Here is a 22,109-nt window from a genome sequence, read left to right as displayed (position 1 = left end):
AATTGGGTATTTTTTTATTATTCGTTCCACACCCCGGCGTTTTCCAGCTTCTTTTTCCCTTTGAAGGCTAGAATGACAAGCACGATGTTGATGAGGAGCATGATGATAATGGTGTATAAAACAAGAGTGTAGCTTCCTGTTATGTCGTAAACAAAACCGTATCCAGGGAGGGCTACAATTCCAGCTAAGGCTAGACCGATGGCAACCGTGGCAAAAATTTGGCTATATTCCTTCGTCCCGAATACAGCCGAAGTCAGTAAAGGTCCTAGAGTTCCAATTGAAGAGGTAACAAATCCGAAAATACCGATCGCGAAACTGAAGACGACTGGATTTCCAGGTATCATGATTAATAGAATAATGGAAACTAAACCGCTGATCATGGAAAAAATAGCGGTATTTTTCGCCCCGATTTTATCGGTTAATGCTCCAAAGGCCAACGCACCAACCAGCATTCCAATCATAAACGCGCCCATTACCTTTCCGGCAAATTGAATATCATACCCAATCCCCATTGCATAGGGAGCGATATGCTGCGCAAAGCTGCCAATCGCTGTCATAAAGAAAAAGAATAATAATAAAGAATAAAATGCCAATGATTTTTTTGCAACAGCGAAGGTCACGCCTTTATTGGCTGCAGCAGTTTGGGATTCTTCGTTTTGCCCATGCTCCATCCCATACGGAAGCAAGCCTTTGTGCTCAGGCTTCATTCGAATGGTCAGCAGCACAATCGGAATCACAATGATAATCACGGTAACTCCTAGGATGATATAGGTGTTTCTCCAGCCCTGTGTCGGGATTAAATCACCAACAATCGGCTGAATGACGGCTCCAAACGCTCCTACCGCTGCCATCATAATCCCTAAAGCTAAACCATTATGCTTTTTAAACCAGCGGTTAATAATAACCGGGCCTGCCATCTGTGCAACAAAGATGGAACCGATGGCCATAGGGATAGAAAAGATATACCAGCCCCATACGGAATTCATGAATCCGAACATAGCGAACGAACCAGCTTGTAAAATAATCGCGCCAATTAAAAGCGCCCTAATATCATATTTGGCCATCATTTTACCCGCGATAGGCAAAAAGATCATGGTCGCAATCGATGAGATACTAAAATACAGTGTTAAGCTTCCCATCCCAATTCCAAGATCCTTAGAAACAGGTGTTAAAAACATGCCGCCAGCATTATTAATGCCGCCTCTGGCAAGACCAATCATGATGGATAGACCTAGTAATACCCACCAGGCAAAATGTATTTTCCCCTTTTTTTCTTGCTTCATAAAAAAATTCCCCTTTGTTCTTTCTTGATTTAGTCATAAAGGGGGGAAAGGCACGGCTTCACTAGTCGTGTTTTTCCCCAGTTAGCCGGCCATTAACGTAATTTAACGGAACCGCCATCTACCATGATTGTTTGTCCTGTTATATAAGAAGCATCTTCACTTGCTAAGAATACAGCAGTTCGTCCAATATCACTTTCAATTTCACCAAGTCTTCGTAACGGAATTTTAGCCAGCATTGCTTGGTAATATTCTGGATTGGCCTCTGCCCACTCTACCATTCCAGGTGATTTGGCAATTGGCGCAATAATGTTCACGTTGATTCCAAAAGGACCGAATTCATTAGCTGCTACACGAGTAATGCCGCGGATTGCCTCTTTTGCCGCCACATAAGAAACTTGATTCACGTCCCCATTAATGCCGGCCCCTGATGCAAAATTAATGATGGTTCCTTGTGTTTCTTTTAAGAAAGGCAGTGCTGCTTGCATAAAATAGAAGGTTGGATAGAATCCAGTATTAAACGATAAATCGAACTCTTTTTGTGTCGTTTCGGCAATAGAGCTCATTCTGGATGCATGGGCATTATTCACCAAAATGTCCAATTTTCCGAATCGGTCCACCACTTGTTTAACTAGATCAGCTAGTTTGTCATGCTCAGCTAGATTGGCTTGAATAAAGATCGATTCCGGCTGATAGGCTTGCAGCTCTTGAATCGTTTGCTTTCCGGCTTCTTCATTTAAATCAATAATGGCCACGGTTGCCCCTTCTTTGACGAAAGCGGTTGCAATTCCTTTGCCAATACCGCCTGCTCCGCCTGTAACAATGGCGGTTTTCCCTTGAAGTCTATTCATCTGACATATCCCCTTTGTAACATTTTTATAGTGTTAATCTTAATAGCATTTTCATAGTATACAACGTTGACTGATAAGTCAATCAAAAAAATATAGAAAATAAACCCAACTCAGTCCAGTATTTGTTTCAACGACAATGGCTGATAAAGGAAGATAAACAATGCTATAATAGATGTTATGATTTTAATAAGGCATCCATTGCCAGGTCGGTGCCATTCTATTGAACATAGCTAGATAAGTGAGGAATGAAGAAATGGCGAAGAGTGAAGAACAATTTAAAATGATACGAGATCAACGGTATGAGGAAATTAGCCATGCAGCCCTGAAGGTTTTTGCCCGGAAAGGTTATGCAGCCACTAAGATTAGTGACATTACATCAACAGCCAATATCAGCCATGGGCTGTTTTACCATTACTTTCAATCAAAGAAGCATATGTATGTTTCTCTGATTCTTAATATCCTTCAATTGTTTATTGAAACGGTGGAGGAAGCGGAAAATCGAAAGGGGACATCCCGGGACCAGCTCGCATGGCTTACGGACATTACTTTTTCAGGATCATTAGAGCAAGCCATCGATCGGCATCTTTTGGTGATGGAAGCACTTAAATCCGAATTCCTTTCAGAGGAAGAGAAACAAGAGTTCATTGAGAAATATAAGATATCCATGGAGGGAATCGCTCGAATCATTAAGAATGGGCAGAAAGAGGGACTTTTTATAGAGGGGGATCCAATGGAGCTGGCGATTTATTATCTTTCCTACTCTCAAGGTCTCACATTGTGGAATGCGAGAGGAGTCCATCCAATCAAGGTTTCAACGGAAACCGTTATGCGCCAGTTTTGCACTGACTACCCCTCGAAGATTTAACAAATACATTCCCTGTTGGGGCATTTCAAGTACGTTACAAAAGTGAGGAGGCGAAAAAGCCTCCTCATGTTTTTATTGTTCAGGATCTGCTCGATAAATTTTGACGATATTTACAACCAGTACTTTTACGATCGCATAAGCCGGGATAACGAAAATGACTCCGATAATCCCCATGAGATTTCCCGCTGTTAAAATCAACACAATAATTGTTACTGGATGGATATTTAACGACTTCCCCATAATATTTGGCGAGATGATATTTCCTTCGATTTGCTGTGCGACTAACATAATGATGGCTACGTAAAGCGCCAAAATTGGTTTTTGAAATAAGGCAACAAGAAAGGCAGGGATGACGGCAATGTATGGCCCAAGAAATGGGATGACGTTTGTAAACATACCAAACATCGCTAAAACAAGGGAATAATTTAAGCCGATCAATAAGTAGCCGATAAACAACAGAACGCCGACAATTACACTAACAAGCATTTGACCTTGAATATAGGTAGAAATCGTCTTGTCCATTTCTTTTAAGATGCGAAGAACATGTTCCTTTTTAGACCTCGGGAAAAACATGGCCACACTCGGCGCAAACCGATGACTGTCCTTTAGCATATAAAATAAAATAAATGGGACCAGCACAAGATAGAAGACGGTATTAATAAAACCTCCGATAAAACTGAAAATACCAAGAATCCCGCTTGCGATTTTTCCTCCACTTGCTTCCAGCCTAGATTGTATTTCTTCACTGGCGGTTACCAATCCCTCTTGAACAAAATTCGGAAAAGTGTTCTGATTCTCTTTAATATAGGCAATGAAATCATTCACGGTAGAAAACATGGCCGGTACATTATCCATAAATCGTTCTAATTGATCAGTGATGATCGGGCCAACTAATCTGATCACACCAAAGAAAAATAAACAGATGGCAGCATAGGCGGTCAAAATGGCTGCCCATTTGGGAGCTTTCTTTTTTATAAGCCATTCTACCAGCGGGCGGCATAGATAAAACAATATCCCCGCTACTACGAAAGGTAAAAAGATGGTTTTAAGCAAAACCACAATTGGAGTTAGGATATACTGATTTTTATTTAACAAAAGCAAAATTAACAAAAATAACAGGATGGCAATCATCCCTTTAAACCATCTTTTTTCTACTATCGACACTATATCATACCTGCTTTCTTTGGATCATGTTTTAAAAATAATATTACCATTTACGAGCGGCTAGTGCTATGTATAGGGCTGCAGGAGCTATGATCTATCATAAGATGCTAACTCGCTGACCGTGTGATCTATGGGCCTATTTACTCAATTATCATTCCATTGTGGTTCTATATTACTGACTATTCTAAAATATGTTGACCCCCAAATGTAAACGCTTTAGTATAAATAGTAAATAATTGGTTTCATGTTACTAGATGATACTAGGCATGGAAAACAAAGCGGGAATGCACTCGCTAGTTTTCCATGCCATTTTTATTTTTCAAAAAGAAATCTAGTAGCCAACCATAAAAAAAATTATCAAGGGGGTGTTGTACCCGAAAACTTAACCATTAACAAGGAAGTCGATGAATATTTTGAAAAAAACACACTAAATGGAGGAAGTCGATAAGGATGATTGGATTAACTTTTTGGAAAAAGGCGCTGGTCATGTCTACTAGTTTACTATTAAGTGTTCCTATGATCTATGGGGCAAATAAAGCATCAGCTGCCAGTGAAGTCACACCAGTTATGAACCCAACGCCACAGGAGGTCCACTTGACAGATAATGGTTTTCCTCTTACACCAAAAGTGGGAATTGTTACAGGGAAGGACACCGATGAATACGCGATTAAAGAGGTGGTTGGTGCCCTAGAAGCTGCGGAGGTAAAGGAAATTATCCGCTATAACGACAATAAGCAGGTCAAAACACCTGTTACGATTTGGATTGGCGGCCCAGATGAAAATCAAGCTGCCGCAGAAGTGCTGAACCAAATGGGTATTGAAGGTCCGGAAGCATTGAAGAAGGAAGGATATGTTCTGGCATCAAGCAGCAAAGGGAAGAACCAAATTATCCTGGCTGGAAAAGATCAGACAGGTACATATTATGCGGCCAAGACGTTTAAACAATTGATCCAAAAACAAAAAGGCAGGGATTGGTTTCCACAGGTAGAAATCCGTGACTGGCCAGAAATGCCTATCCGGGGATCGATTGAAGGATTTTATGGCCCGCCTTGGACACATGAGGATCGGTTAAATCAATTGGAATTCTATGGGGAGAATAAACTGAATACGTATATTTATGCACCCAAGGATGACCCATATCATAGGGAAAATTGGCGGGAGCCTTATCCGGAGAAAGAGCTGGCAAGAATAGCCGAGCTAATCGAGAAGGCACAGGAAAACCATGTGAAATTTACTTTTTCCCTTTCACCAGGTCAATCTATTTGCTATTCGGGCAATCAAGATTTTGACTTATTGATTAAGAAGATGGAAAAAATGTGGGATTTAGGCGTACGCTCCTATGCCATTTTCCTCGATGATATTAATAAAACATTATATTGCGAACAGGATAAAACTAGATTTGGTGAAGAGGAAGATCCAATAGCAGCTGCGCATGCCTATCTGTTGAATCGTTTTTCAAAAGAATTTCTTGGAACACATAAGGGTGGAGAACGGTTGATTACGGTTCCAACGGATTATGCTGGAAATCAATCAAACACCTATCGGGAGCGCTTTGCCGATTTGCTTGATGAGGATACGATTGTTATGTGGACGGGTCAGGATGTGGTTTCTAAGCAGATCACAGCTGAAGAAGCACAGAAGGTACGAGACATTTTTCAGCATGATTTGTTGCTATGGGATAATTATCCGGTGAACGATTTTGAGCGTAATCGAATATTCCTCGGTCCGCTCGATCATAGAGATGCTGATTTAACCAAAAACGGTGTCGTAGGATTAACAGCGAATCCAATGAATGAGGCAGAAGCTTCAAAAATCCCACTATATACGATCGCTGATTACAGCTGGAATCCAGCCGACTATCATCCGATTGATTCGTGGGAGCGCAGTATTCAGTCTTTTGGCGGAAAGGCAGCAGATGCCTTGCGGACATTTGCTGAGAATTCTTATTCGTCAACGCTTAATGACCAGGATTCGCTGACCTTAACGCCATTGATTGAAGAGTTCTGGAAGGCCTATGAGGCAGATGATACCGAACAGGCTGCCAATAAGCTCCTTGCTGAATTTGAAAAGTTACAAACGGCGCCCGAAAGACTGCGTCAAAACCTGGGAAATGAGAAATTCCTAAATGAAACCAAGCCGTATTTAGAGAAGATTGAACTGTACGGGAAAGCCGGTCAGCTGGCTGTGAAAGCTTTGGTCGCTGAGAAATATAATGAGACTGAGGCAGCTGGACAATACAGAGCACGATTAAAGTCCCTGTTGCAAGAAATTGATGCGATTCCGCAAAAAATTGGAGAGACTGCGCTAAGACCGTTCCTTGTACAAGGTATTTGGGGGCAAAATGTAAAGTCAAGAAAGCTGGACGGCATTAATACAAAGCGGGGAGCAGATCAGCTGATTTTATACACACCTGAGCATGGAGAGACAACTCGAACCAATCCATATGGCTATGAAGTAACCGTAGAGGAAGGCGTGGTGGTGAAGAGGGGCGGTAATAATTCCGCCATCCCAGACAACGGCTATGTCTTAAGTATCCATAATAGCAATTGGATGGAAAGAAACTGGCTTGATCTACACGCTGTAATTGGAGCCAAGGTCCTCATAGAAAATGGACAGGTGCTCATCACACCCCCAGCAGATCATTAAAAAGGGACAAGGGGACAGGAACCTTGTCCCTTTGGGTTTTAAGAGGGACAGGGAACCTATCCATGTGTCATGCAATCTTTTTGGTAACTTTGCCATTTCGCTATGATATTAAAAATGGCATAATATACTAATAGTATTTGAGTTTTTGGTGGTTGGCGGGTAAAGGATACACTTGCTTTGTATTCTTTAGTAATCGTTTATGAATAAGTATACATTTTACTAAAAGGAGGCCTGAAACAATGGTGTATCAAGCTGCAGAAAATCGTTATGAATCTATGAAGTATAATCGAAGCGGCCGGTCCGGGCTACAGCTTCCTGCCGTTTCACTAGGACTTTGGCATAACTTTGGTGGAGTGGACTCCTTTGAAAATGGACGTGCCATGTTAAGAAAAGCCTTTGATTTAGGCATCACTCATTTTGATTTAGCCAACAATTACGGTCCTCCAGCTGGGTCTGCTGAAGAAATGTTTGGACAAGTACTTAAGAAAGACTTTGCCCCCTATCGTGATGAAATGGTGATCTCCACGAAGGCAGGCTACTATATGTGGCCAGGGCCATATGGAGACTGGGGTTCTAGAAAATATTTGATTTCAAGTTTAGACCAAAGCCTAAAGCGCATGGGTTTAGACTATGTCGATATTTTCTATTCTCACCGTCCTGATCCTAATACACCATTAGAGGAAACCATGGCAGCATTGGATGCCGTCGTTCGCCAAGGCAAAGCCTTGTATGTCGGAATCTCAAATTATAGTGCCGAACAAACCGCTCAAGCAATTGAAATTCTAAATAGCCTGGGAACGCCACTGCTGATTAACCAGCCAGATTATTCTATGTTTAATAGATGGATTGAAGATGGTCTGCAGGATGTGTTAGAGGAAAATGGGGTGGGGTCGATTGTCTTTAGTCCACTTGAGCAGGGCTTGTTAACCAATAAATATCTAACGGGTATTCCAGCCGATTCCCGTGCAGCAAAGCCAACAGGTTTCCTTCAGGAAAATGAAATCACACCTGAGGTAGTCGCACGAGTGCAAAAATTAAATGAACTTGCTGCAGAGCGCGGCCAAAGTCTGTCACAAATGGCGCTTGCCTGGGTACTGCGCGGTGGTAAAGTAACCTCAGTCCTCATCGGGGCCAGCAAAGTAAGCCAAATCGAAGAAAATGTTGCTGCTCTTAATAACTTAGAATTCACACATGACGAGCTAAAGAGGATAGATAAAATTCTCAAATAGTTAAACGAAAAGGGTGTCCAAGGGGCATCCTTTTTTGTGTGAAAAAATGAATCATCCTTCTAAGTTAACTCTTTTAAAGGATTTTTCGGCTTTTTGGTCCATGGAACCATATTGCATTCCCCTTTTTAGAGGATTTATTACTATTTTGGTCAAAGGAAGCCCGTTGCATTCCCCTTTTTAGAGGATTTTTCACTATTTTGGTCAATGGAACCAGCATGCATTACCCTTTTTAGAGGATTTATCACTATTTTGGTCAAAGGAACCATATTGCATTACCCTTTTTAGAGGATTTATCACTATTTTGGTCAAAGGAAGCCCATTGCATTAAGGAATTATCACCTTTTGGGTCAATGGAACTGACAATAATCTTGGATATGGGTGTCAGGCACCGCTGATTTTGAGTGCCTGACACCGGGGCGCTTGTACTTTCCTTATTAGATTTTCCCAATATTCTTTGGATCCCTTATGATTCCGGGCTGGCCGGGGATCCAGTTGGCGGGGACCCCTTCTCCTGTGCTTCTGCCATATTGGACTCCCTGAATAATTCTCATTATCTCGTACACATTTCGTCCCACTTCCGGCGGGTATAGCAGTTTGGCAGCAATAATTCCTTCGGGGTCGATGATGACGGTTGCTCTGTACGAAGCCCCGATCTTCTCATTGAAGACCCTGTAGGCCTTGCTGATCGCCTGCGTCCGGTCGCTTAATAGAGGGAATTGCACCTTTGACACCGATGGGGAAATCTCCGCAAATACTTTATGGGAATAAACACTGTCCGTACTAATCGCCAGAACCTCCGAATTAAGATACCGTAACTGATCATAAATAGCAGCGACCGCTGCCAGCTCTGTCGGTCAGACAAAGGTGAAATCACTCGAATAAAAAAATAAAATCAGCCATTTTCCACGATAACTCTCCAAACTTACCTGTTTGATTTTCTTTTCCGCTTTGTCGTAAGCTTCTGCGGTAAATAAGGGCGCCGCCTCCGTAGGCAGTGCACAATAGGAAAGTCGGGAATCTTCTATTCTATCCTTGGACATTGAACATTCCACCTCATTTCATGCATGTGCAAGTCATTCCATACCTATTGTATGTCCGGGTTTTTGTCCCATTGAGCCTATTGTGTGTTGTACTTTTTTGCGGGTGGTTTTATAGAAGTGGTTGTTTTTACGATTCGCCGATAAATTTGCTCTTTGCGCCGATAAAAACAAAATATCGCCGATAAATGGCCCCGTTTCGCCGATATATACGAAAAATTCGCCGATAATATCATCGAATCTATTTTTTTGTAGCGTTAATTCTGTCTTATTTTTAAATACAGGCTGATATTAAATTCTGTACCGCTCTTTTTTAAAGGAAATAAGTAAAAAGTATCGAATTTATCTATAAAATTTATTTAATCTTGTAGGAGATGGAGAGCATGGGATTTTTTGATAAATTCAAGAACAAGAAAGAAAAAGATTTTATTGATGATATCGTTGCTAAATTGGGCTGCGACTGTTGGGTTATGGAGGAAAGGAATGCTGAAGATGTGATGAGGAGGTACCAACAAGCCTTAATTGAAGGCAAAAAGGAAGGATATACGCCACTTATCATAATTCCTTCGGAGAGGATGTTAGAAATCGTTGATCCCGAAGCGAGGGAATTTTCGACCGATGATCGCGAGACCATTTTATCTAAATCGAAGGATGTTGATGCAACAAAATTATTAAGGACCCTGCTTGATGATGTCATGACCGCTGACGAGGACGAAGAAGAGGATGATATTGCAGGCGAGTTTTCCTTTGAGGAACCAATAAGCCATTTCTTATCTATAGAAGAAGTAATAAATAAGAAAGTAATCGTAGCAAAGATTCCAACGGTTAAACCTTGGGAAGCAGCTGCTTGGGTTCCGATGGGCGGGTTTAATGAATGTCCTATGCCAGAAGAGCAGGCTGCCGTATTCCAATACTGGTATGAACAATATGGGGCGTTCCCAGCTCTAGTAACCGAGGACGTCTGGGAATTTTTCGTTGAGAACCCTCCTAGGACAAAGCAACAGTCGGAAGTGCTTGCTTGGGAGCAATTTGGATTTTGTCCTGATATTGTTTGGCAAGGGGTTGAATCCGTTGGTTCGCTTGCAGGCACACTTATGAATTCTTCCATATGGTATTTCTGGTGGGATTAAAAACGCGGTGCCTGACACCAATCTGCATGGGTCGATATCATTGACCATTTCTCATTAAATTTTAATCTTGACCTCATCGAATTCTCATTTATAAAAGTTATAGTTATTAACAACAGCATAGCACTTATAAGTTCTAAGTTATGTTTTTAGAATCGGGAGGTTATGATAATGTTTAAAAATATTGAAGTAAAGAAAATGTTTAAAGGTCATATCCATGAATGTCACCAGTTTAAAGTAAACATTAAAGGCAATAAGTTTGCCGGCCTATTAAAAGATAGAGAGATTCTTTGGTTCCATCCACATCCGAAAAATAAGCTTAATGAAGCATCTATTCATGCACTTGAATTAAAGGTTCAAGACATATTAAATTAAAACATCAAAAAACGACAAACACTAGACTGACTCAAAAGACCGTTGAAGGACGGCTCTATTGGGTCAGTCTTTTTGCGGGTTATGGCACTTCTTTTAATCCAAAATATTCCTGCCTAAAGGGAGGAGTAACTGGAGGTGCCTGGCATCTGGCATCTATAGTTTTTTGACAAATTCAGATTTTAGCTTCATGGCGCCGAAGCCTTCGATTTTGCAGTCGATATCGTGGTCTCCGTCTACTAACCGGATACTTTTTACTTTGGTGCCTTGTTTAAGGACAGTTGAACTTCCTTTTACTTTGAGGTCTTTGATGATCGTTACAGTATCTCCATCCGTTAAGACGTTTCCATGGGCATCCGTGATCCCCTTTTGGTCGTCACTCTGTTCAGCTGCTGCGGTTAGCGTCCATTCATGGCCACACTCCGGGCATACCAACAGGCTCCCATCCTCATAAGTATACTGTGAATTACATTTTGGGCAATTCGGCAAGTTACTCATCATTCACAATCCTTTCATACGTTCTATATCAAATTATACCTATCCCCCTAGTATTATCCAGCAATATGAATTTGCCTTGGCTTAGTAATCCTCCGCTCGGGTTTTGTTGTAGATGGATAGAATTATTTGTATCCCTTTATCAAGGAAGGAAATCGTTTGATTATGTCGAATTAAGGTGGGTGGAGACGCTTTAAAAAAACCTCATGATCTGTGGAGGAGTAGCTTTGGATACGATTACCCATACACTTTTTGGACTTTCGTTATATAGTTCCATTCATAAAGACAAGATGGATCGAAGAACAAAAAGAGCTTATTTATTCACCGCCATAGGAGCCAGCCAGATTCCTGATAGTGATGTGATTTCTCAACTTTGGGATTCAGAAGGGCTTTATCAAATGTGGCATCGCGGCATTACCCATTCAATTTTTCTTACACCGATTTGGGCGTTATTATTCTATGTGGTATGCATGCTTGTCTTTAAAGTTAGGGACAGGCGGTTATTTTTTCTAGGATGGCTTGCCGTAGTGATTCATGATACAAGTGATTTATTTAATGCTTGGGGAACGGGTTATCTTGAGCCTTTTTCTCAGACAAGAATTACCTTTGGTACCATCTCGATTATTGATTTTGTTTTCTGGGTAATTATTGGCAGCTGCTATTATTTATCAAGGAAGAAGGTCATGAAGAGACCCTATTATTTTCGAGTAGCGTGGGTCTTAATGGCTCTTCATGTTATCCTGCAAAGTGTGCAAGGCTATTATTTCTATCAAAAATACAATCAGGATTATGAGCAAATTGCCTTATCAGCTGGTTTTATTCCTACTACCTTTCAAGTCATCGCGAAACAGGAAGGAACCGTCACCATTTTTCAAGACGGAATATTTCAACCTAAGAAGACTCAGTATGTCCTCCAATCCAAAGAGGATGCAGATCTAGATTATTTATTTTCAAAAAGCCCGAAAGCCAAAACTCTCTACCAATGGTCACCCTTTGTAGTCGTCATTGATGACGGTAAGCAACTCGGTATTTACGACCCAAGATTCTATCGCAACGGCCAATCCTTTCTTTATGAATACATTACCCGCTAATTAAATTTTCAAGTCATAGGCTGCAAAGTGAAGTGTAACCAGCTAACGGGTTCCGTTTCCTGTTGTAAACATAACAAAATGTAATATAAAATGACCAGCAAATTAATCTAATTTGCTGGTCATTTTTGTTTGCATAATAGACTGCAGAAATTTTCTCATAAAAACAGGAGTTAGTCGAAGTGGCGTACTACAATGAACGGGACAAGTCAGTGGAATAAAAATGTAATTAAAAACTAATTCTAAACAAAAATGATAAGGAGATTTTTAAATTGGATATTATCAACCCAATGGATATAATGAAACCGATTAATTTAAGTACAAAAGAATTAGACGCATCGCAGCCATTAACAACAGTTGAAATGGGTAAACTTTGGGTTACTTATATGGGGAACAGTATGTCTAGTCAAATCTTATCTTATTTTCTTCAACATTGTGAGGATGAGTATATTAGGACCATCTTGGAAAATGGTTTAGCGTTAAGTAAAGATTTCTTGCAAAGGATAGAGGGAATCTTAAAGAGGGAAAATTTCCCTATACCTGTAGGTTTTTCAAAAGATGATGTAAATCTTGGTGCCCCACGTTTATACGAAGATGATTTTTACGTACAATATATAAAATATGCGGCTAAGGCCGGTATCAGCCTATATTCCGTTGCCATTCCGCTGGTAATGAGGGAGGATATTAGAGAATTTTTCGTTTATGCAAATCAATGCACCGATATCTTATTGGGACAAATTAATAATGTTTTAATGGAAAAGAAATTAATTGTTAAGCCTCCAATTATTCCTACACCTGAAAAACCAGAATTTATTAATAAACAAAACTTTCTTAATGGTTGGTTTGGGGATGTTAGACCGCTGCATGCAATGGAAATCGTCCACCTTTACGATAACATTGAAAATAACATAACAAGTAAAGCGTTATTATTGGGATTTTATCAGACGGTTAAGGACGAGAAAATAAAAGCTTTGTTTAAACGAGGTTTAGATATGACCGATAAAGCGGTGAAGCAATTTATTGAAAAGCTTCATAAAGAAAACTTATCAACACCGTCATACATAGACCATTTGGTGACAACATCAACCAATCCTCCTTTTTCCGATAAAATCATGTTATTTCATAAAGTGGACATGTTTTCCATGAAAATTAGGTCGTATGGGAACTCACTTGCAGTAAATGGAAGAAGGGATATAAGTACATTATATTTAAGAACTGTGACTAACGTCGGCCTATTTGTTGATGATGGTGCGAATATCTTAATTGATAAAGGATGGATGGAATCACCGCCAAGAGCATTCGATCGAAGTGAATGACAATCAAATGGAATGAAAGAACCTCCATTAAACAAGCCAGTTGAAAAAAGAATATAGAAAAGGAATAGGACAATGTGGCGAACAAAAAAGAAGCGTTGTTATGGAGTATTGCACTTCCGGGATTCAGTCAACTACTAAATGGTAAACCGTTAAAAGGTATTGTATTTGTCTTCTTGGAAGTTCTTATTAATGTTCAGGCAAATTTTAATGAAATAATTATTTTGAGTTTTCATGGGGAGATTGAAAAAGCGATCGAACATACTGATTATCAATGGTTAATGTTTTATCCCTGTTTGTATTTTTTTGCAATGTGGGATGCGTTTAAAGATGCAGGGGGAGGAAAAGAAAAGTACGCATTTCTACCATTTGTCTTTTCGGCATATTTTGTCACAGTTGGATGTATCTTTTCATCACATTTAAGCTTATTTGGGATATTATTTGGACCTGTTTGGCTTCCGATATTATGTGTGGTACCAGGCTTAGCTGTTGGAGCATTTATTAAATATTTAATGAGATGATTGGACCGCTTAGGAAGATTGATTTGGTTCTTCCGCTTTATGTATGTGCAGAAGAACCGTCCCCCTGCTTCACGTTCTAGTCTTTTTTATCCATTCACATTATGGTTTTCCTCATTTAATATAAAACATATTAATGAAGAGGGAAGGGAGATCCGTGTGAACACTGATCAAGCTTATGAATTGTTAATGGATGCAGGGGTTACAGAGGAAAAGAGTATTTTAACTGTAAGACGGTGGCTTCGTGAAAGGAAGATTACATTTGAGGGAAAAGGGCAGAACAAATCAGGGTACAAGTTTCATGATACAGTTCAGGCCATGAGCATGTTAACAGACGCTGGTATAGCCGAAAGTATGGGGATGCAAATTGTCGAGCGTTGGATAAGTGAAGGAAAGGTGGAAAACATAGGGCTGCAAACCCGCAAAATCGAGTACATATCTAATGGAGCTAAAATAAGCCGTTCCGACCATGTTCCCGAAGATTCCGATCCCATGATTCGCCAATTAAAAGTAAAGATAAAAGCACAGGATGAGCAAATAAAAGGAATTGAGCAGCTTCATCAGACTTCCATCCATTCGTTAATTCAACAACGAGATAAATTACAAAAAGAAATGATGAAAATAGAGAAGGAAAAAACGGAACTACAATACGAAACTAAGAAATTATTGCGGGAAAATATGGATTTGCGTAACGAATTATTAAAATTAAAAGAAGAACTTGCTAAAGGACATTACAAAGAGCGTAAACAGCCGCGGGGAACTCAACTTCCGCTTCAACCAAATGATTATCGGCAAAAATTAGGACTTTCCAAAAGCGCTAGTCAAAAAGAGATTTTAGCAGGATATAAGAAACTTTTAAAAATAACACATCCCGACCACGGCGGAAGCGCAGAGGCCTTTCATTATATTAAAACTGAATATGATGTTTATAAAAATAGTATGAAGGGATAATGAGTAAAAAGGAGATGCTTGTTCGAAAACAAGTGTTCATTTTACCGGGGATACGAGTGCTGGCACAGCTAGAATTTTGTCGGAATAATGCGTGAAACTAGCGCTTATTTCTTCCGGGAAAAACGTTCTAGAAAACAAGAAAACCACCCAAAAGGATGGTCTCTTTTTCCATTGTGAACTGAAGGGAAAAAAGCGACGAACCTATCGTCGATTTTTAATATGTCCTCAGCCGTTTGACAGGCAGCTTCCAATCAAATGTATACGAGAGAATACGCAAGCCGGTTACTATCACAAACAGGGTATATAATTGCCAAGGGTCAACGGCTATTTTTAAACCAATGATGACTCCGGCGACGATGGCCCAAACGGCGTAAATCTCAGCTCTGAGAACAATTGGTTTTCGTTTGGCAAGCAGGTCACGAATAATCCCGCCGCCGATTCCGGTAAGGACGGCGGCAACGATGACAGCGCTGAGCGGGTGGCCCATTTTTGTAGCATAAATAGCACCTTGTATTGCAAAGGCGGACAACCCAATCGCATCAAACATATTTCCCCACTTCTGCCAATGCTTTAATAGATTTGTTGGAAATAGAAAAATCGCCGTTATGGATAATAAAGCAATTTGAAATAGTAACCCCTGACTCCATAATGCCGAAACGGGGACGCCAATTAACAAATTCCGAATGGCCCCCCCTCCAAAAGCCGTAACAATTCCTAAAATATAAACACCTAAAATATCATATTCCTCTTCCATTGCCACAATTGCGCCACTGACAGCAAAGGCAATGGTGCCAATTATACTAAGTACTTCCCACGTCATTTTCTTCTGCTTTCTCCTCTATGCTGTAATACATTGTATTTACAAGTTAATTAAAGTGCAAACAGTATGATTTTAACACTTCCTCGGTAAAAAACAACTATATTTTCAAGATCTTTTTGGACGTGTAAGTTTTTCAGAAACCGGTAAAAACGCCCAGAGAATATTCCTCTGAGCGTTTGGTTTGATCGTTTTGTTTATTCAAGAAAGCTTCCGTTATTTTGCACTTTTATTGTAGTTTATTATATTCTTCTCTAATCTTTTCAACGGTTTGCTCGATTTGCTCTCCCCAGTGGTCATTTTTGGTGCTAAAAACAATATTCCCCTCTTTATCCATCATGCCATAACCTCTATAAGCCACACCATTCTTCTTCATTCCCATTTTTTCGATTAATTCTAATTTCGGATCGGAAATAAAAGAGAGACTATGTCCAAATGTTTTCTCCAATTTATCGTGCAATGTGCGTAGCTCTTCTGGTGAATCTTTGCTAATGACGAACATTTCAACGTTCATTCCAGCCAATTTACTTCTATTTTTATGCAACTGAACCAGCTGCTTTTGACAGAGAGTTCATTTATAGGTTGTAATAAAAAAGAATACTGTTGGTTTTTCTAAAGGAAAAGTCACCTCTTTTTGTTCGTGGTTTAATAAAGTGATTGGTTCGGTAATCGTCTTTTGTCCAAATGCTGATAATACTAGAAAAGAAAGTAAGGACAAGACTATAATTATAGGCCGCATTGTTAACTCCTTTCTTATTCAAATTATATTCATCCCCATTTTTCCTTATTAGAATGAACAAACTAATAAAACTCTATCCAGATTTTTTCTGAAATTCTCTTACGTTATGTATGCTGTTCATTAAAGTTAGGGCTGGAAATGACAAGTTTATGTTCTCCCTAGGATTCGACTTTTTTTATGGCTAAATGGACTTAAAAGTATTGTATTGATGCGGTTGGAGCTAATTTCAAATAAACGTTCGTTTGACTGACAAAATTTTCGGCATATAGCTAAGAAAGATTGTTATTTAATGCGGTTCTGCTGTTTTTACATAAACGTTCGTTTAAAAAAGGTGACCGTGGATGGCCGAATTGTTCCCAAATTTGTCACAAGGAAAAAGGGGTCGCTCGTCTAATTTAAAAAGGGGAAAAGAGGTGTAGGAAGGATGCTAATCGGATCCAAAAAGAACTTTATTTACGTTCCGAAAATTGGTTTAATTGAATTCATCGACTTTGCCGATGTAAAAAGACTATCAGAGCTATCGCCTGAAGAAATAGCAATACTCGACCTGACAAATAAGAAAGATGCCGGGGAGACAGATTCAGAAAGTGATCCTGATTTTTGAAAGCTGCATAAACTATAGGGAAGCCAGGTGGATATCCGCCTACATTTGCCTCCATGATTATGATTTAATTAGCGTTCGCTGCGGTAAAGCCATTACCAAAAGGAAAAAGCCCCTCGGATGAAGGGCTTTTTTCGTGTTTGCTTTTAATTAATAAAAGCAAGCTGCTCCTACGATGATTAATAGGATGAACAGTACAACGATTAGCGCAAACCAATTGCCGCCGCCGAATCCGCCATAACCATAACCACCGCAGCAGCCGCCAAAACCACCGTATCCACCATAACCGTATCCAAACATAAAATTTCCACCTTTCGTAAAGTTAATTTTTATTATTAAATATACCCGCCATATCCGCCGAATCCACCACAACCGCCAACAAAGGCAGCTCCAACAATAATTAGAAGGATAAACAGCACAACAATCAAAGCAAAACCTGCACCAGCTCCTGCTACACCATCCATGACATAAGCCTCCTTTTCCTCTATTTAATGTATCATATGAAAAAAAGTTCCAATTCGAATGGGCTTTTGTTGTCCTAGTTTTAGGAATGATGGATGGGGGACGGTTCTTTTGCTTCATAAAATAATGGAGAAGAACAATCCCTATGCATACTTGGATTTTTTCAGTGGACATTACCCTTTCAGAATGTTAATATTAATCCAATTATTTTAGCGCTTAAAAGTGCAAAAGTAGAGAGAGAAATCAACAAGGGGAGATGACGATCCATGAAGCATACTAAGATTATTGATTGTACGATTCGTGATGGCGGGCTAGTGAATAATTGGGATTTCAGCGTTGAATTTGTTCAAGACCTGTATAATGGTCTGAATGACGCCGGCGTGGAATATATGGAAATTGGTTATAAAAATTCCGCAAAGCTTTTGAATGCCACAGAGCCTAATCCATGGAGATTTTTGGATGATCAATTTTTAAAGGAAATTATTCCCGAGAAAAAATTCACGAAGCTATCGGCATTAGTCGATATTGGGCGCGTGGATCCAAATGATGTGCTGCCTCGTGAGCAAAGCATCCTGGATATGATTCGAGTTGCTTGTTACGTGCGTGAGGTAGATAAAGGATTGGAGCTTGTCCAAATGTTCCATGACATGGGTTATGAAACCTCTCTTAACATCATGGCCTTATCAAGCGTTCCCGAACATCAGTTGATTGAAGCGTTTGAAATGGTGAAGGAAAGTCCCGTAGATGTTGTTTATATTGTGGACTCCTTTGGAAGTCTAGACCCTTCCGATATCGAGCATCAAGTGAAAAAGTTCCAATCAATGCTTCCAAATAAACAGCTTGGCATTCACACGCATAACAATATGCAGTTAGCTTTCGCGAACACCATCACGGCGATGCGAAATGGTGTGACATTCCTTGATTCGTCCGTTTATGGGATGGGCCGTGCTGCCGGTAATTGTAATACAGAGCTTTTGGTTAGTTACATTCCAAAAACTACCTATGAACTGAAACCGGTTCTTGGTATCATTGAAAAACACATGCTCGAAATGCGTCAAAAATGGGAATGGGGCTATATTATTCCTTACATGATTTCAGGAGTTCTTAACGAACACCCACGTGTCGCCATGGCCCACCGCAGCAGCACCGAACGTGACAAGTTTGTAGAGTTTTATGATAAAGTAACCACACCAGAGTCTTCAGTAGCTACGGTTTAAAAGTCTTGTATCGGGCGCATCGCAGATATATCGTATAAAGTTGCAGATATTTCTTTGTAACTCGAAGATAAATAGCACCAACTCGTAGATATATACTCTGTCGATTAGAAAAACTCGCTAAAGTCACTCGCAAAAGGGAAGGGGTGTTACGATGGCACTGGACGTAACAGAATTACTAGGTGCTCCGTATGAAAATTTAATGGAAGCAAAAGTGGATAAAAGTCCGAGTGAAGTTGTGATTTCGAATGATAACGCCGAAACATATTATATTGTCGAGCGCGAGGTATACGAAGACAGCTTAAAACAGCTTGGATACGAAGTGGTAGTGTCTGACGGGGAGTAATTTTTCTCTCCGTTTTTTTGTGCCTGAATTAATGATGGAAAATTGAAGTAGTGTAGTGCAGCTTTAAACACGTATTATGACTTCCATAGAGCGCGCTGAAGTTGAAAAAACAATAAACTGCGTACTGTAATCCCTTAATAAAGCACGTCAGAGTAAAAAAATGAAGGAGCTGCGCACTATAAGAGAATCCTAGGACAAAGGCCAAAATAGCCTGACCCAGGGTTCAAAATGTCCTTCATAAGCCCGATGAAGATCAAAATAGCTGGGACCCGGGTTCAAAATGTCCTTCATAAGCCCGATGAAGACCAAAATAGCTGGGACCCGGGTTCAAAATGTCCTTCATAAGCCCGATGAAGACCAAAATAGCTGGGACCCGGGTTCAAAATGTCCTTCATAAACCCGATGAAGACCAAAATAGCTGGGACCCGGGTTCAAAATGTCCTTCATAAATCCGATGAAGGCCAAAATAGCTGGGAACCAGGTTCAAAATGTCCTTCATAGAGTGTTTCCCGAGTTCAAAGGCGCCATCCATAAAACCGGTTGGCGCCTTAATTTTTTAAGCTACAATTCTCACATCAGCTAGTCATGCTTTTTACGCGTACAAAACCTCTAATTTCCCAGTTTAATCCTCCAGCTTAAATGTATGCTTGAAATGAGCCTTGCCGTTTTCATCCTGAATTTCGACCGTGGCTTGCTTTGTCGCAGGGTCCACACGTAATACGCCAAAGTTGAAGAAGTTTCCTTCAGAATATAATCTTTCTGGACCAAATGTTGGGTCCAATGTCCCTGGTTTAATTTTTACAGCGCCAATCGGACCGCTGATCAGCTCGTGATAATCCGATTTTCCGTCTTGATTGGCATCATATTTAATCACTTCTGCAAAGTGAACATCCGTGGTAACGAAGAAGACATTTTTAATCCCTTTTTCGATGATAAAATCAGAGATTTCCTTGAACTCCTTCTCATATCCTGTTGGGTCATTCGGGTTGACGTTATCACCATTTGCCCAACCATCTCTCGCCATCGCTTTTCCGGTTGGAACGGAGATTGGCACAGAAGTCGCGACCAGCTTCACTTTCGAATCTGACTCAAGAAGCTGCTGCTTCAACCAGTCTAATTGTTCTTTTCCAAGCATTGATTTATCCGGTCCATCTGCCTGAGTGTTCGGGGAGCGGTAGCCGCGGTTGTTTAGGATGATCATGTCCATCGTATTGCCCCAAGAATACTTGTGATACAACTTGTCCGCTGCACTGCGTTCATTTGAAATCGGCCAGTAGTTCTTAAACGCCTGTAATCCAGCTGGTGTCAGCGGTTCGGATGGGCCAGAAAAGTCATTGATTACTTCATGGTCATCCCAGATCGCAAACGTTCCAGTATTCTGCAGGAGACTGCGTAATCCTTTGTCGGTACGATTTTCTTTATACTTTGCCCAGAAATCCTTTTCCGTTTGGGAAGGCGGATTTGGCACGGCCGGTGTCGCATTATCGGCATAAATCGTGTCGCCGCTGAACAGGAAGAAGTCTGGGTTTAATTTGGCCATTGCTTCGAATGATTTGAATGGCGGAATCTCTCCCTGACCGCCCGTATCTCCGCCCCAAACCATTGTCAATGGCTCTAAGCTGTTTTTCTCCGGTGCCGTTTTGAACTTTCCATTTACCATATACTTACTGGAAACCGCATGTGCCCGGTAAAAATAAGTGGTATTTGGTTGTAATTCGTTAACATCTACTTTTACGGTAAAATCGTTCTTGGCCTCTGCAGCGCTTGTTCTAACAATAGTATTGTGTTTGAACGTGCTGTCTGTTGAAATTTCAAATTGCACATTGGCTTTACCATTTGCCCGTGCCCATAAAATCGCGGAAGAATCGGTTATATCGCCACTAGCCACCCCATGAGAGATAAACGGCTTGTCCAGGAGATTTTCAAATTGGTCAGGAAAATTTGTGAATAGCCCGTCGACACCAAGGGAGAGGAGCGATACCATATCATGCTTAGAATTGACGGTATATGGGTGAACGTGTAGCTTGTTCTGATGAGCGGCTTCCATCAGCTTCGGAACCACCAGCTCCTTGCTCGGACCCACACCAGAAGCATAATCTGAGATTCGCTTCATCTCCTGATAAACATCTTTCCCTTTCAGCATACTTGCGTTATAAAGCTGAATCAGTTTTACATGAGGGACAAGATTATGTAACTTGCGAAGGCTATCTTCGCTGAAAGATTGGAGCAATAGTTTCTCATCATCTAGAACATTGGTTTTTTTCAAGATTTCTATTAATCTCTCTTCCATTCCCGGGTACACATTGGGGGCTTTTGTTTCTATGTAAAGGCTGGCTTTGCCATTTCCATGCTGCTTGACGAATTTAATGGCTTCCTCAAGTGTTGGCACCTTCTGGCCGATGTACGCTTGTTTGGCCTGATCCGGATAGGCTTTATTAAACCATGAGCCGGCATCAAGACGATTGATTTCGTCAAGAGTAAAATCCTTTACCCGCCATGGTGCGCGGTCTGGGTAAAGTTCCTTAGCATTAGTTGTTCGCGCTAGTGTTTCATCATGCATGGCAATCAGCTCGCCATCCTTGGTCATTTGTAAATCGAATTCGACATAATCGGCCTTCATGGTCATGGCCTGCTTGTAGGCAGCAAGTGTATGTTCCGGGCCGTATGCGGAGGCCCCGCGGTGGGCAATAATCGCAACATCAGAGGTAAGGGGCTTTAATAATGATTGTCCATTGTCAGTAGCCGTCATTTCAATTGGTTTCGCTAAAACAGCATATGGAGCAGCCGCTGAAACCGACAAAGACAGGCAAGCAAGACCAGCAATTAAACTCTTTTTCATCTTTCCATCATCTCCTACAAATTTTATGTATTACCATATTAAAAATATAGGAGCATTGTTGAGCCCGTGTTAATAGAGTATGAATAGTCTGTAAATGGGGCGAAAACAGGGCTTTTGTCCCATTGGGGTGCCTGACACCACGGATTTGTTGAGGG

The 22,109-nt window shown here is 40.7% G+C and carries 21 protein-coding genes and 2 pseudogenes; 12 read left to right on the top strand and 11 right to left on the bottom strand.

The features are described 5' to 3' along the window. Positions 1–17 precede the first annotated feature (17 nt). Positions 18–1,283 carry an MFS transporter gene (locus tag A6749_RS09555; protein ID WP_066388637.1) on the bottom strand — a complete coding sequence of 422 codons (1,266 nt, stop codon included), beginning with the start codon at positions 1,281–1,283 and terminating at the stop codon, positions 18–20. A gap of 92 nt (positions 1,284–1,375) precedes the next feature. Beyond that, on the bottom strand, positions 1,376–2,131 hold the full coding sequence (locus A6749_RS09550) for an SDR family NAD(P)-dependent oxidoreductase (RefSeq protein WP_066388626.1): 756 nt from the start codon (positions 2,129–2,131) through the stop codon (positions 1,376–1,378). 253 nt (positions 2,132–2,384) lie between these two features. On the opposite strand from A6749_RS09550, the gene A6749_RS09545 reads away from it, so the two are divergent. Beyond that, the gene (locus A6749_RS09545) at positions 2,385–2,996 is read left to right on the top strand and encodes a TetR/AcrR family transcriptional regulator (RefSeq protein ID WP_066388621.1); all 612 of its coding nucleotides are present in this window, start codon (positions 2,385–2,387) and stop codon (positions 2,994–2,996) included. Positions 2,997–3,068: 72 nt separating this feature from the next. Here A6749_RS09545 and A6749_RS09540 read toward each other — a convergent pair whose 3' ends face one another. Further along, positions 3,069–4,160, bottom strand: a complete 1,092-nt coding sequence (locus A6749_RS09540) for an AI-2E family transporter (protein ID WP_084797747.1) — start codon at positions 4,158–4,160, stop codon at positions 3,069–3,071. A 450-nt stretch (positions 4,161–4,610) separates the two neighbouring features. Between A6749_RS09540 and A6749_RS09535 the strand changes: the two genes are divergently transcribed. After that, positions 4,611–6,806, top strand: coding sequence for a beta-N-acetylhexosaminidase family protein (locus A6749_RS09535; protein ID WP_066388619.1), 2,196 nt, complete (start codon positions 4,611–4,613; stop codon positions 6,804–6,806). A gap of 239 nt (positions 6,807–7,045) precedes the next feature. Further along, on the top strand, positions 7,046–8,035 hold the full coding sequence (gene mgrA, locus A6749_RS09530; RefSeq protein ID WP_066388616.1) for an L-glyceraldehyde 3-phosphate reductase: 990 nt from the start codon (positions 7,046–7,048) through the stop codon (positions 8,033–8,035). A 434-nt stretch (positions 8,036–8,469) separates the two neighbouring features. On the opposite strand, the gene A6749_RS09525 is transcribed toward mgrA, so the two are convergent. Then, positions 8,470–9,075: a peroxiredoxin gene (locus A6749_RS09525; RefSeq protein ID WP_236719778.1), complete on the bottom strand. Its 606-nt coding sequence runs from the start codon at positions 9,073–9,075 to the stop codon at positions 8,470–8,472. Positions 9,076–9,455: 380 nt separating this feature from the next. Between A6749_RS09525 and A6749_RS09515 the strand changes: the two genes are divergently transcribed. Continuing rightward, a complete protein-coding gene (locus tag A6749_RS09515; protein WP_066388613.1) occupies positions 9,456–10,202 on the top strand; it encodes a DUF4253 domain-containing protein in 747 nt (248 codons plus the stop codon). A 168-nt stretch (positions 10,203–10,370) separates the two neighbouring features. Beyond that, on the top strand, positions 10,371–10,574 hold the full coding sequence (locus A6749_RS09510; RefSeq protein ID WP_066388611.1) for a hypothetical protein: 204 nt from the start codon (positions 10,371–10,373) through the stop codon (positions 10,572–10,574). Between the two features lie 153 nt (positions 10,575–10,727). Here A6749_RS09510 and A6749_RS09505 read toward each other — a convergent pair whose 3' ends face one another. Then, positions 10,728–11,069 (bottom strand): zinc ribbon domain-containing protein YjdM, encoded by a 342-nt coding sequence (locus tag A6749_RS09505; protein WP_066388609.1) that lies wholly within the window; start codon positions 11,067–11,069, stop codon positions 10,728–10,730. Between the two features lie 224 nt (positions 11,070–11,293). Here A6749_RS09505 and A6749_RS09500 point away from each other — a divergent pair, with 224 nt between their 5' ends. The 4 genes from A6749_RS09500 to A6749_RS09485 all read left to right on the top strand — a co-directional run bounded on the left by A6749_RS09500 (position 11,294) and on the right by A6749_RS09485 (position 14,936). Beyond that, on the top strand, positions 11,294–12,157 hold the full coding sequence (locus A6749_RS09500) for a metal-dependent hydrolase (protein ID WP_066388607.1): 864 nt from the start codon (positions 11,294–11,296) through the stop codon (positions 12,155–12,157). Positions 12,158–12,444: 287 nt separating this feature from the next. Then, positions 12,445–13,470 (top strand): DUF3231 family protein, encoded by a 1,026-nt coding sequence (locus tag A6749_RS09495; RefSeq protein WP_066400903.1) that lies wholly within the window; start codon positions 12,445–12,447, stop codon positions 13,468–13,470. 74 nt (positions 13,471–13,544) lie between these two features. Then, positions 13,545–13,988 (top strand): hypothetical protein, encoded by a 444-nt coding sequence (locus A6749_RS09490; protein ID WP_066388606.1) that lies wholly within the window; start codon positions 13,545–13,547, stop codon positions 13,986–13,988. Positions 13,989–14,144: 156 nt separating this feature from the next. After that, positions 14,145–14,936, top strand: coding sequence for a J domain-containing protein (locus A6749_RS09485; protein WP_066388604.1), 792 nt, complete (start codon positions 14,145–14,147; stop codon positions 14,934–14,936). A 214-nt stretch (positions 14,937–15,150) separates the two neighbouring features. Here the strand turns inward: A6749_RS09485 and A6749_RS09480 are convergent, their stop codons facing one another. The 3 genes and pseudogenes from A6749_RS09480 to A6749_RS28370 all read right to left on the bottom strand — a co-directional run bounded on the left by A6749_RS09480 (position 15,151) and on the right by A6749_RS28370 (position 16,492). Further along, positions 15,151–15,756, bottom strand: coding sequence for a trimeric intracellular cation channel family protein (locus A6749_RS09480; protein ID WP_066388601.1), 606 nt, complete (start codon positions 15,754–15,756; stop codon positions 15,151–15,153). Positions 15,757–15,982: 226 nt separating this feature from the next. Continuing rightward, a pseudogene (locus A6749_RS09475) lies at positions 15,983–16,309 on the bottom strand (redoxin domain-containing protein); the annotation flags it as partial. Positions 16,310–16,324: 15 nt separating this feature from the next. Beyond that, a complete protein-coding gene (locus tag A6749_RS28370) occupies positions 16,325–16,492 on the bottom strand; it encodes a hypothetical protein (RefSeq protein WP_161487132.1) in 168 nt (55 codons plus the stop codon). A 424-nt stretch (positions 16,493–16,916) separates the two neighbouring features. On the opposite strand from A6749_RS28370, the gene A6749_RS09470 reads away from it, so the two are divergent. Further along, on the top strand, positions 16,917–17,096 hold the full coding sequence (locus A6749_RS09470; RefSeq protein ID WP_066388595.1) for a hypothetical protein: 180 nt from the start codon (positions 16,917–16,919) through the stop codon (positions 17,094–17,096). Positions 17,097–17,243: 147 nt separating this feature from the next. On the opposite strand, the gene A6749_RS09465 is transcribed toward A6749_RS09470, so the two are convergent. Then, complete coding sequence (locus A6749_RS09465; protein ID WP_066388594.1) at positions 17,244–17,393, bottom strand: YjcZ family sporulation protein; 150 nt, start codon at positions 17,391–17,393, stop codon at positions 17,244–17,246. A gap of 71 nt (positions 17,394–17,464) precedes the next feature. Then, positions 17,465–17,557, bottom strand: a pseudogene (locus A6749_RS28855) (YjcZ family sporulation protein); the annotation flags it as partial. 264 nt (positions 17,558–17,821) lie between these two features. Here A6749_RS28855 and A6749_RS09460 point away from each other — a divergent pair. Both A6749_RS09460 and A6749_RS09455 read left to right on the top strand, forming a co-directional pair. After that, positions 17,822–18,772: an aldolase catalytic domain-containing protein gene (locus tag A6749_RS09460; protein WP_066388593.1), complete on the top strand. Its 951-nt coding sequence runs from the start codon at positions 17,822–17,824 to the stop codon at positions 18,770–18,772. Positions 18,773–18,923: 151 nt separating this feature from the next. Beyond that, on the top strand, positions 18,924–19,115 hold the full coding sequence (locus A6749_RS09455; RefSeq protein WP_066388591.1) for a hypothetical protein: 192 nt from the start codon (positions 18,924–18,926) through the stop codon (positions 19,113–19,115). Positions 19,116–19,737: 622 nt separating this feature from the next. On the opposite strand, the gene A6749_RS09450 is transcribed toward A6749_RS09455, so the two are convergent. Then, complete coding sequence (locus tag A6749_RS09450; RefSeq protein WP_066388589.1) at positions 19,738–21,954, bottom strand: glycerophosphodiester phosphodiesterase family protein; 2,217 nt, start codon at positions 21,952–21,954, stop codon at positions 19,738–19,740. Between the last annotated feature and the right edge of the window lie 155 nt (positions 21,955–22,109).

This window comes from Neobacillus mesonae (genome assembly GCF_001636315.1).
Taxonomy (GTDB): domain Bacteria; phylum Bacillota; class Bacilli; order Bacillales; family Cytobacillaceae; genus Neobacillus; species Neobacillus mesonae.
This window is presented reverse-complemented; position numbering and strand designations above follow the sequence as displayed.

Bases quoted from the DNA above. Each gene is read 5' to 3' on its own strand.
- A6749_RS09555 (WP_066388637.1), bottom strand. From the start codon at position 1,283: ATGAAGCAAGAAAAAAAGGGGAAAATACATTTTGCCTGGTGGGTATTA.
- A6749_RS09550 (WP_066388626.1), bottom strand. From the start codon at position 2,131: ATGAATAGACTTCAAGGGAAAACCGCCATTGTTACAGGCGGAGCAGGC.
- A6749_RS09545 (WP_066388621.1), top strand. From the start codon at position 2,385: ATGGCGAAGAGTGAAGAACAATTTAAAATGATACGAGATCAACGGTAT.
- A6749_RS09535 (WP_066388619.1), top strand. From the start codon at position 4,611: ATGATTGGATTAACTTTTTGGAAAAAGGCGCTGGTCATGTCTACTAGT.
- mgrA (WP_066388616.1), top strand. From the start codon at position 7,046: ATGGTGTATCAAGCTGCAGAAAATCGTTATGAATCTATGAAGTATAAT.
- A6749_RS09515 (WP_066388613.1), top strand. From the start codon at position 9,456: ATGGGATTTTTTGATAAATTCAAGAACAAGAAAGAAAAAGATTTTATT.
- A6749_RS09510 (WP_066388611.1), top strand. From the start codon at position 10,371: ATGTTTAAAAATATTGAAGTAAAGAAAATGTTTAAAGGTCATATCCAT.
- A6749_RS09505 (WP_066388609.1), bottom strand. From the start codon at position 11,069: ATGAGTAACTTGCCGAATTGCCCAAAATGTAATTCACAGTATACTTAT.
- A6749_RS09495 (WP_066400903.1), top strand. From the start codon at position 12,445: ATGGATATAATGAAACCGATTAATTTAAGTACAAAAGAATTAGACGCA.
- A6749_RS09480 (WP_066388601.1), bottom strand. From the start codon at position 15,756: ATGACGTGGGAAGTACTTAGTATAATTGGCACCATTGCCTTTGCTGTC.
- A6749_RS28370 (WP_161487132.1), bottom strand. From the start codon at position 16,492: ATGCGGCCTATAATTATAGTCTTGTCCTTACTTTCTTTTCTAGTATTA.
- A6749_RS09470 (WP_066388595.1), top strand. From the start codon at position 16,917: ATGCTAATCGGATCCAAAAAGAACTTTATTTACGTTCCGAAAATTGGT.
- A6749_RS09465 (WP_066388594.1), bottom strand. From the start codon at position 17,393: ATGTTTGGATACGGTTATGGTGGATACGGTGGTTTTGGCGGCTGCTGC.
- A6749_RS09460 (WP_066388593.1), top strand. From the start codon at position 17,822: ATGAAGCATACTAAGATTATTGATTGTACGATTCGTGATGGCGGGCTA.
- A6749_RS09455 (WP_066388591.1), top strand. From the start codon at position 18,924: ATGGCACTGGACGTAACAGAATTACTAGGTGCTCCGTATGAAAATTTA.
- A6749_RS09450 (WP_066388589.1), bottom strand. From the start codon at position 21,954: ATGAAAAAGAGTTTAATTGCTGGTCTTGCTTGCCTGTCTTTGTCGGTT.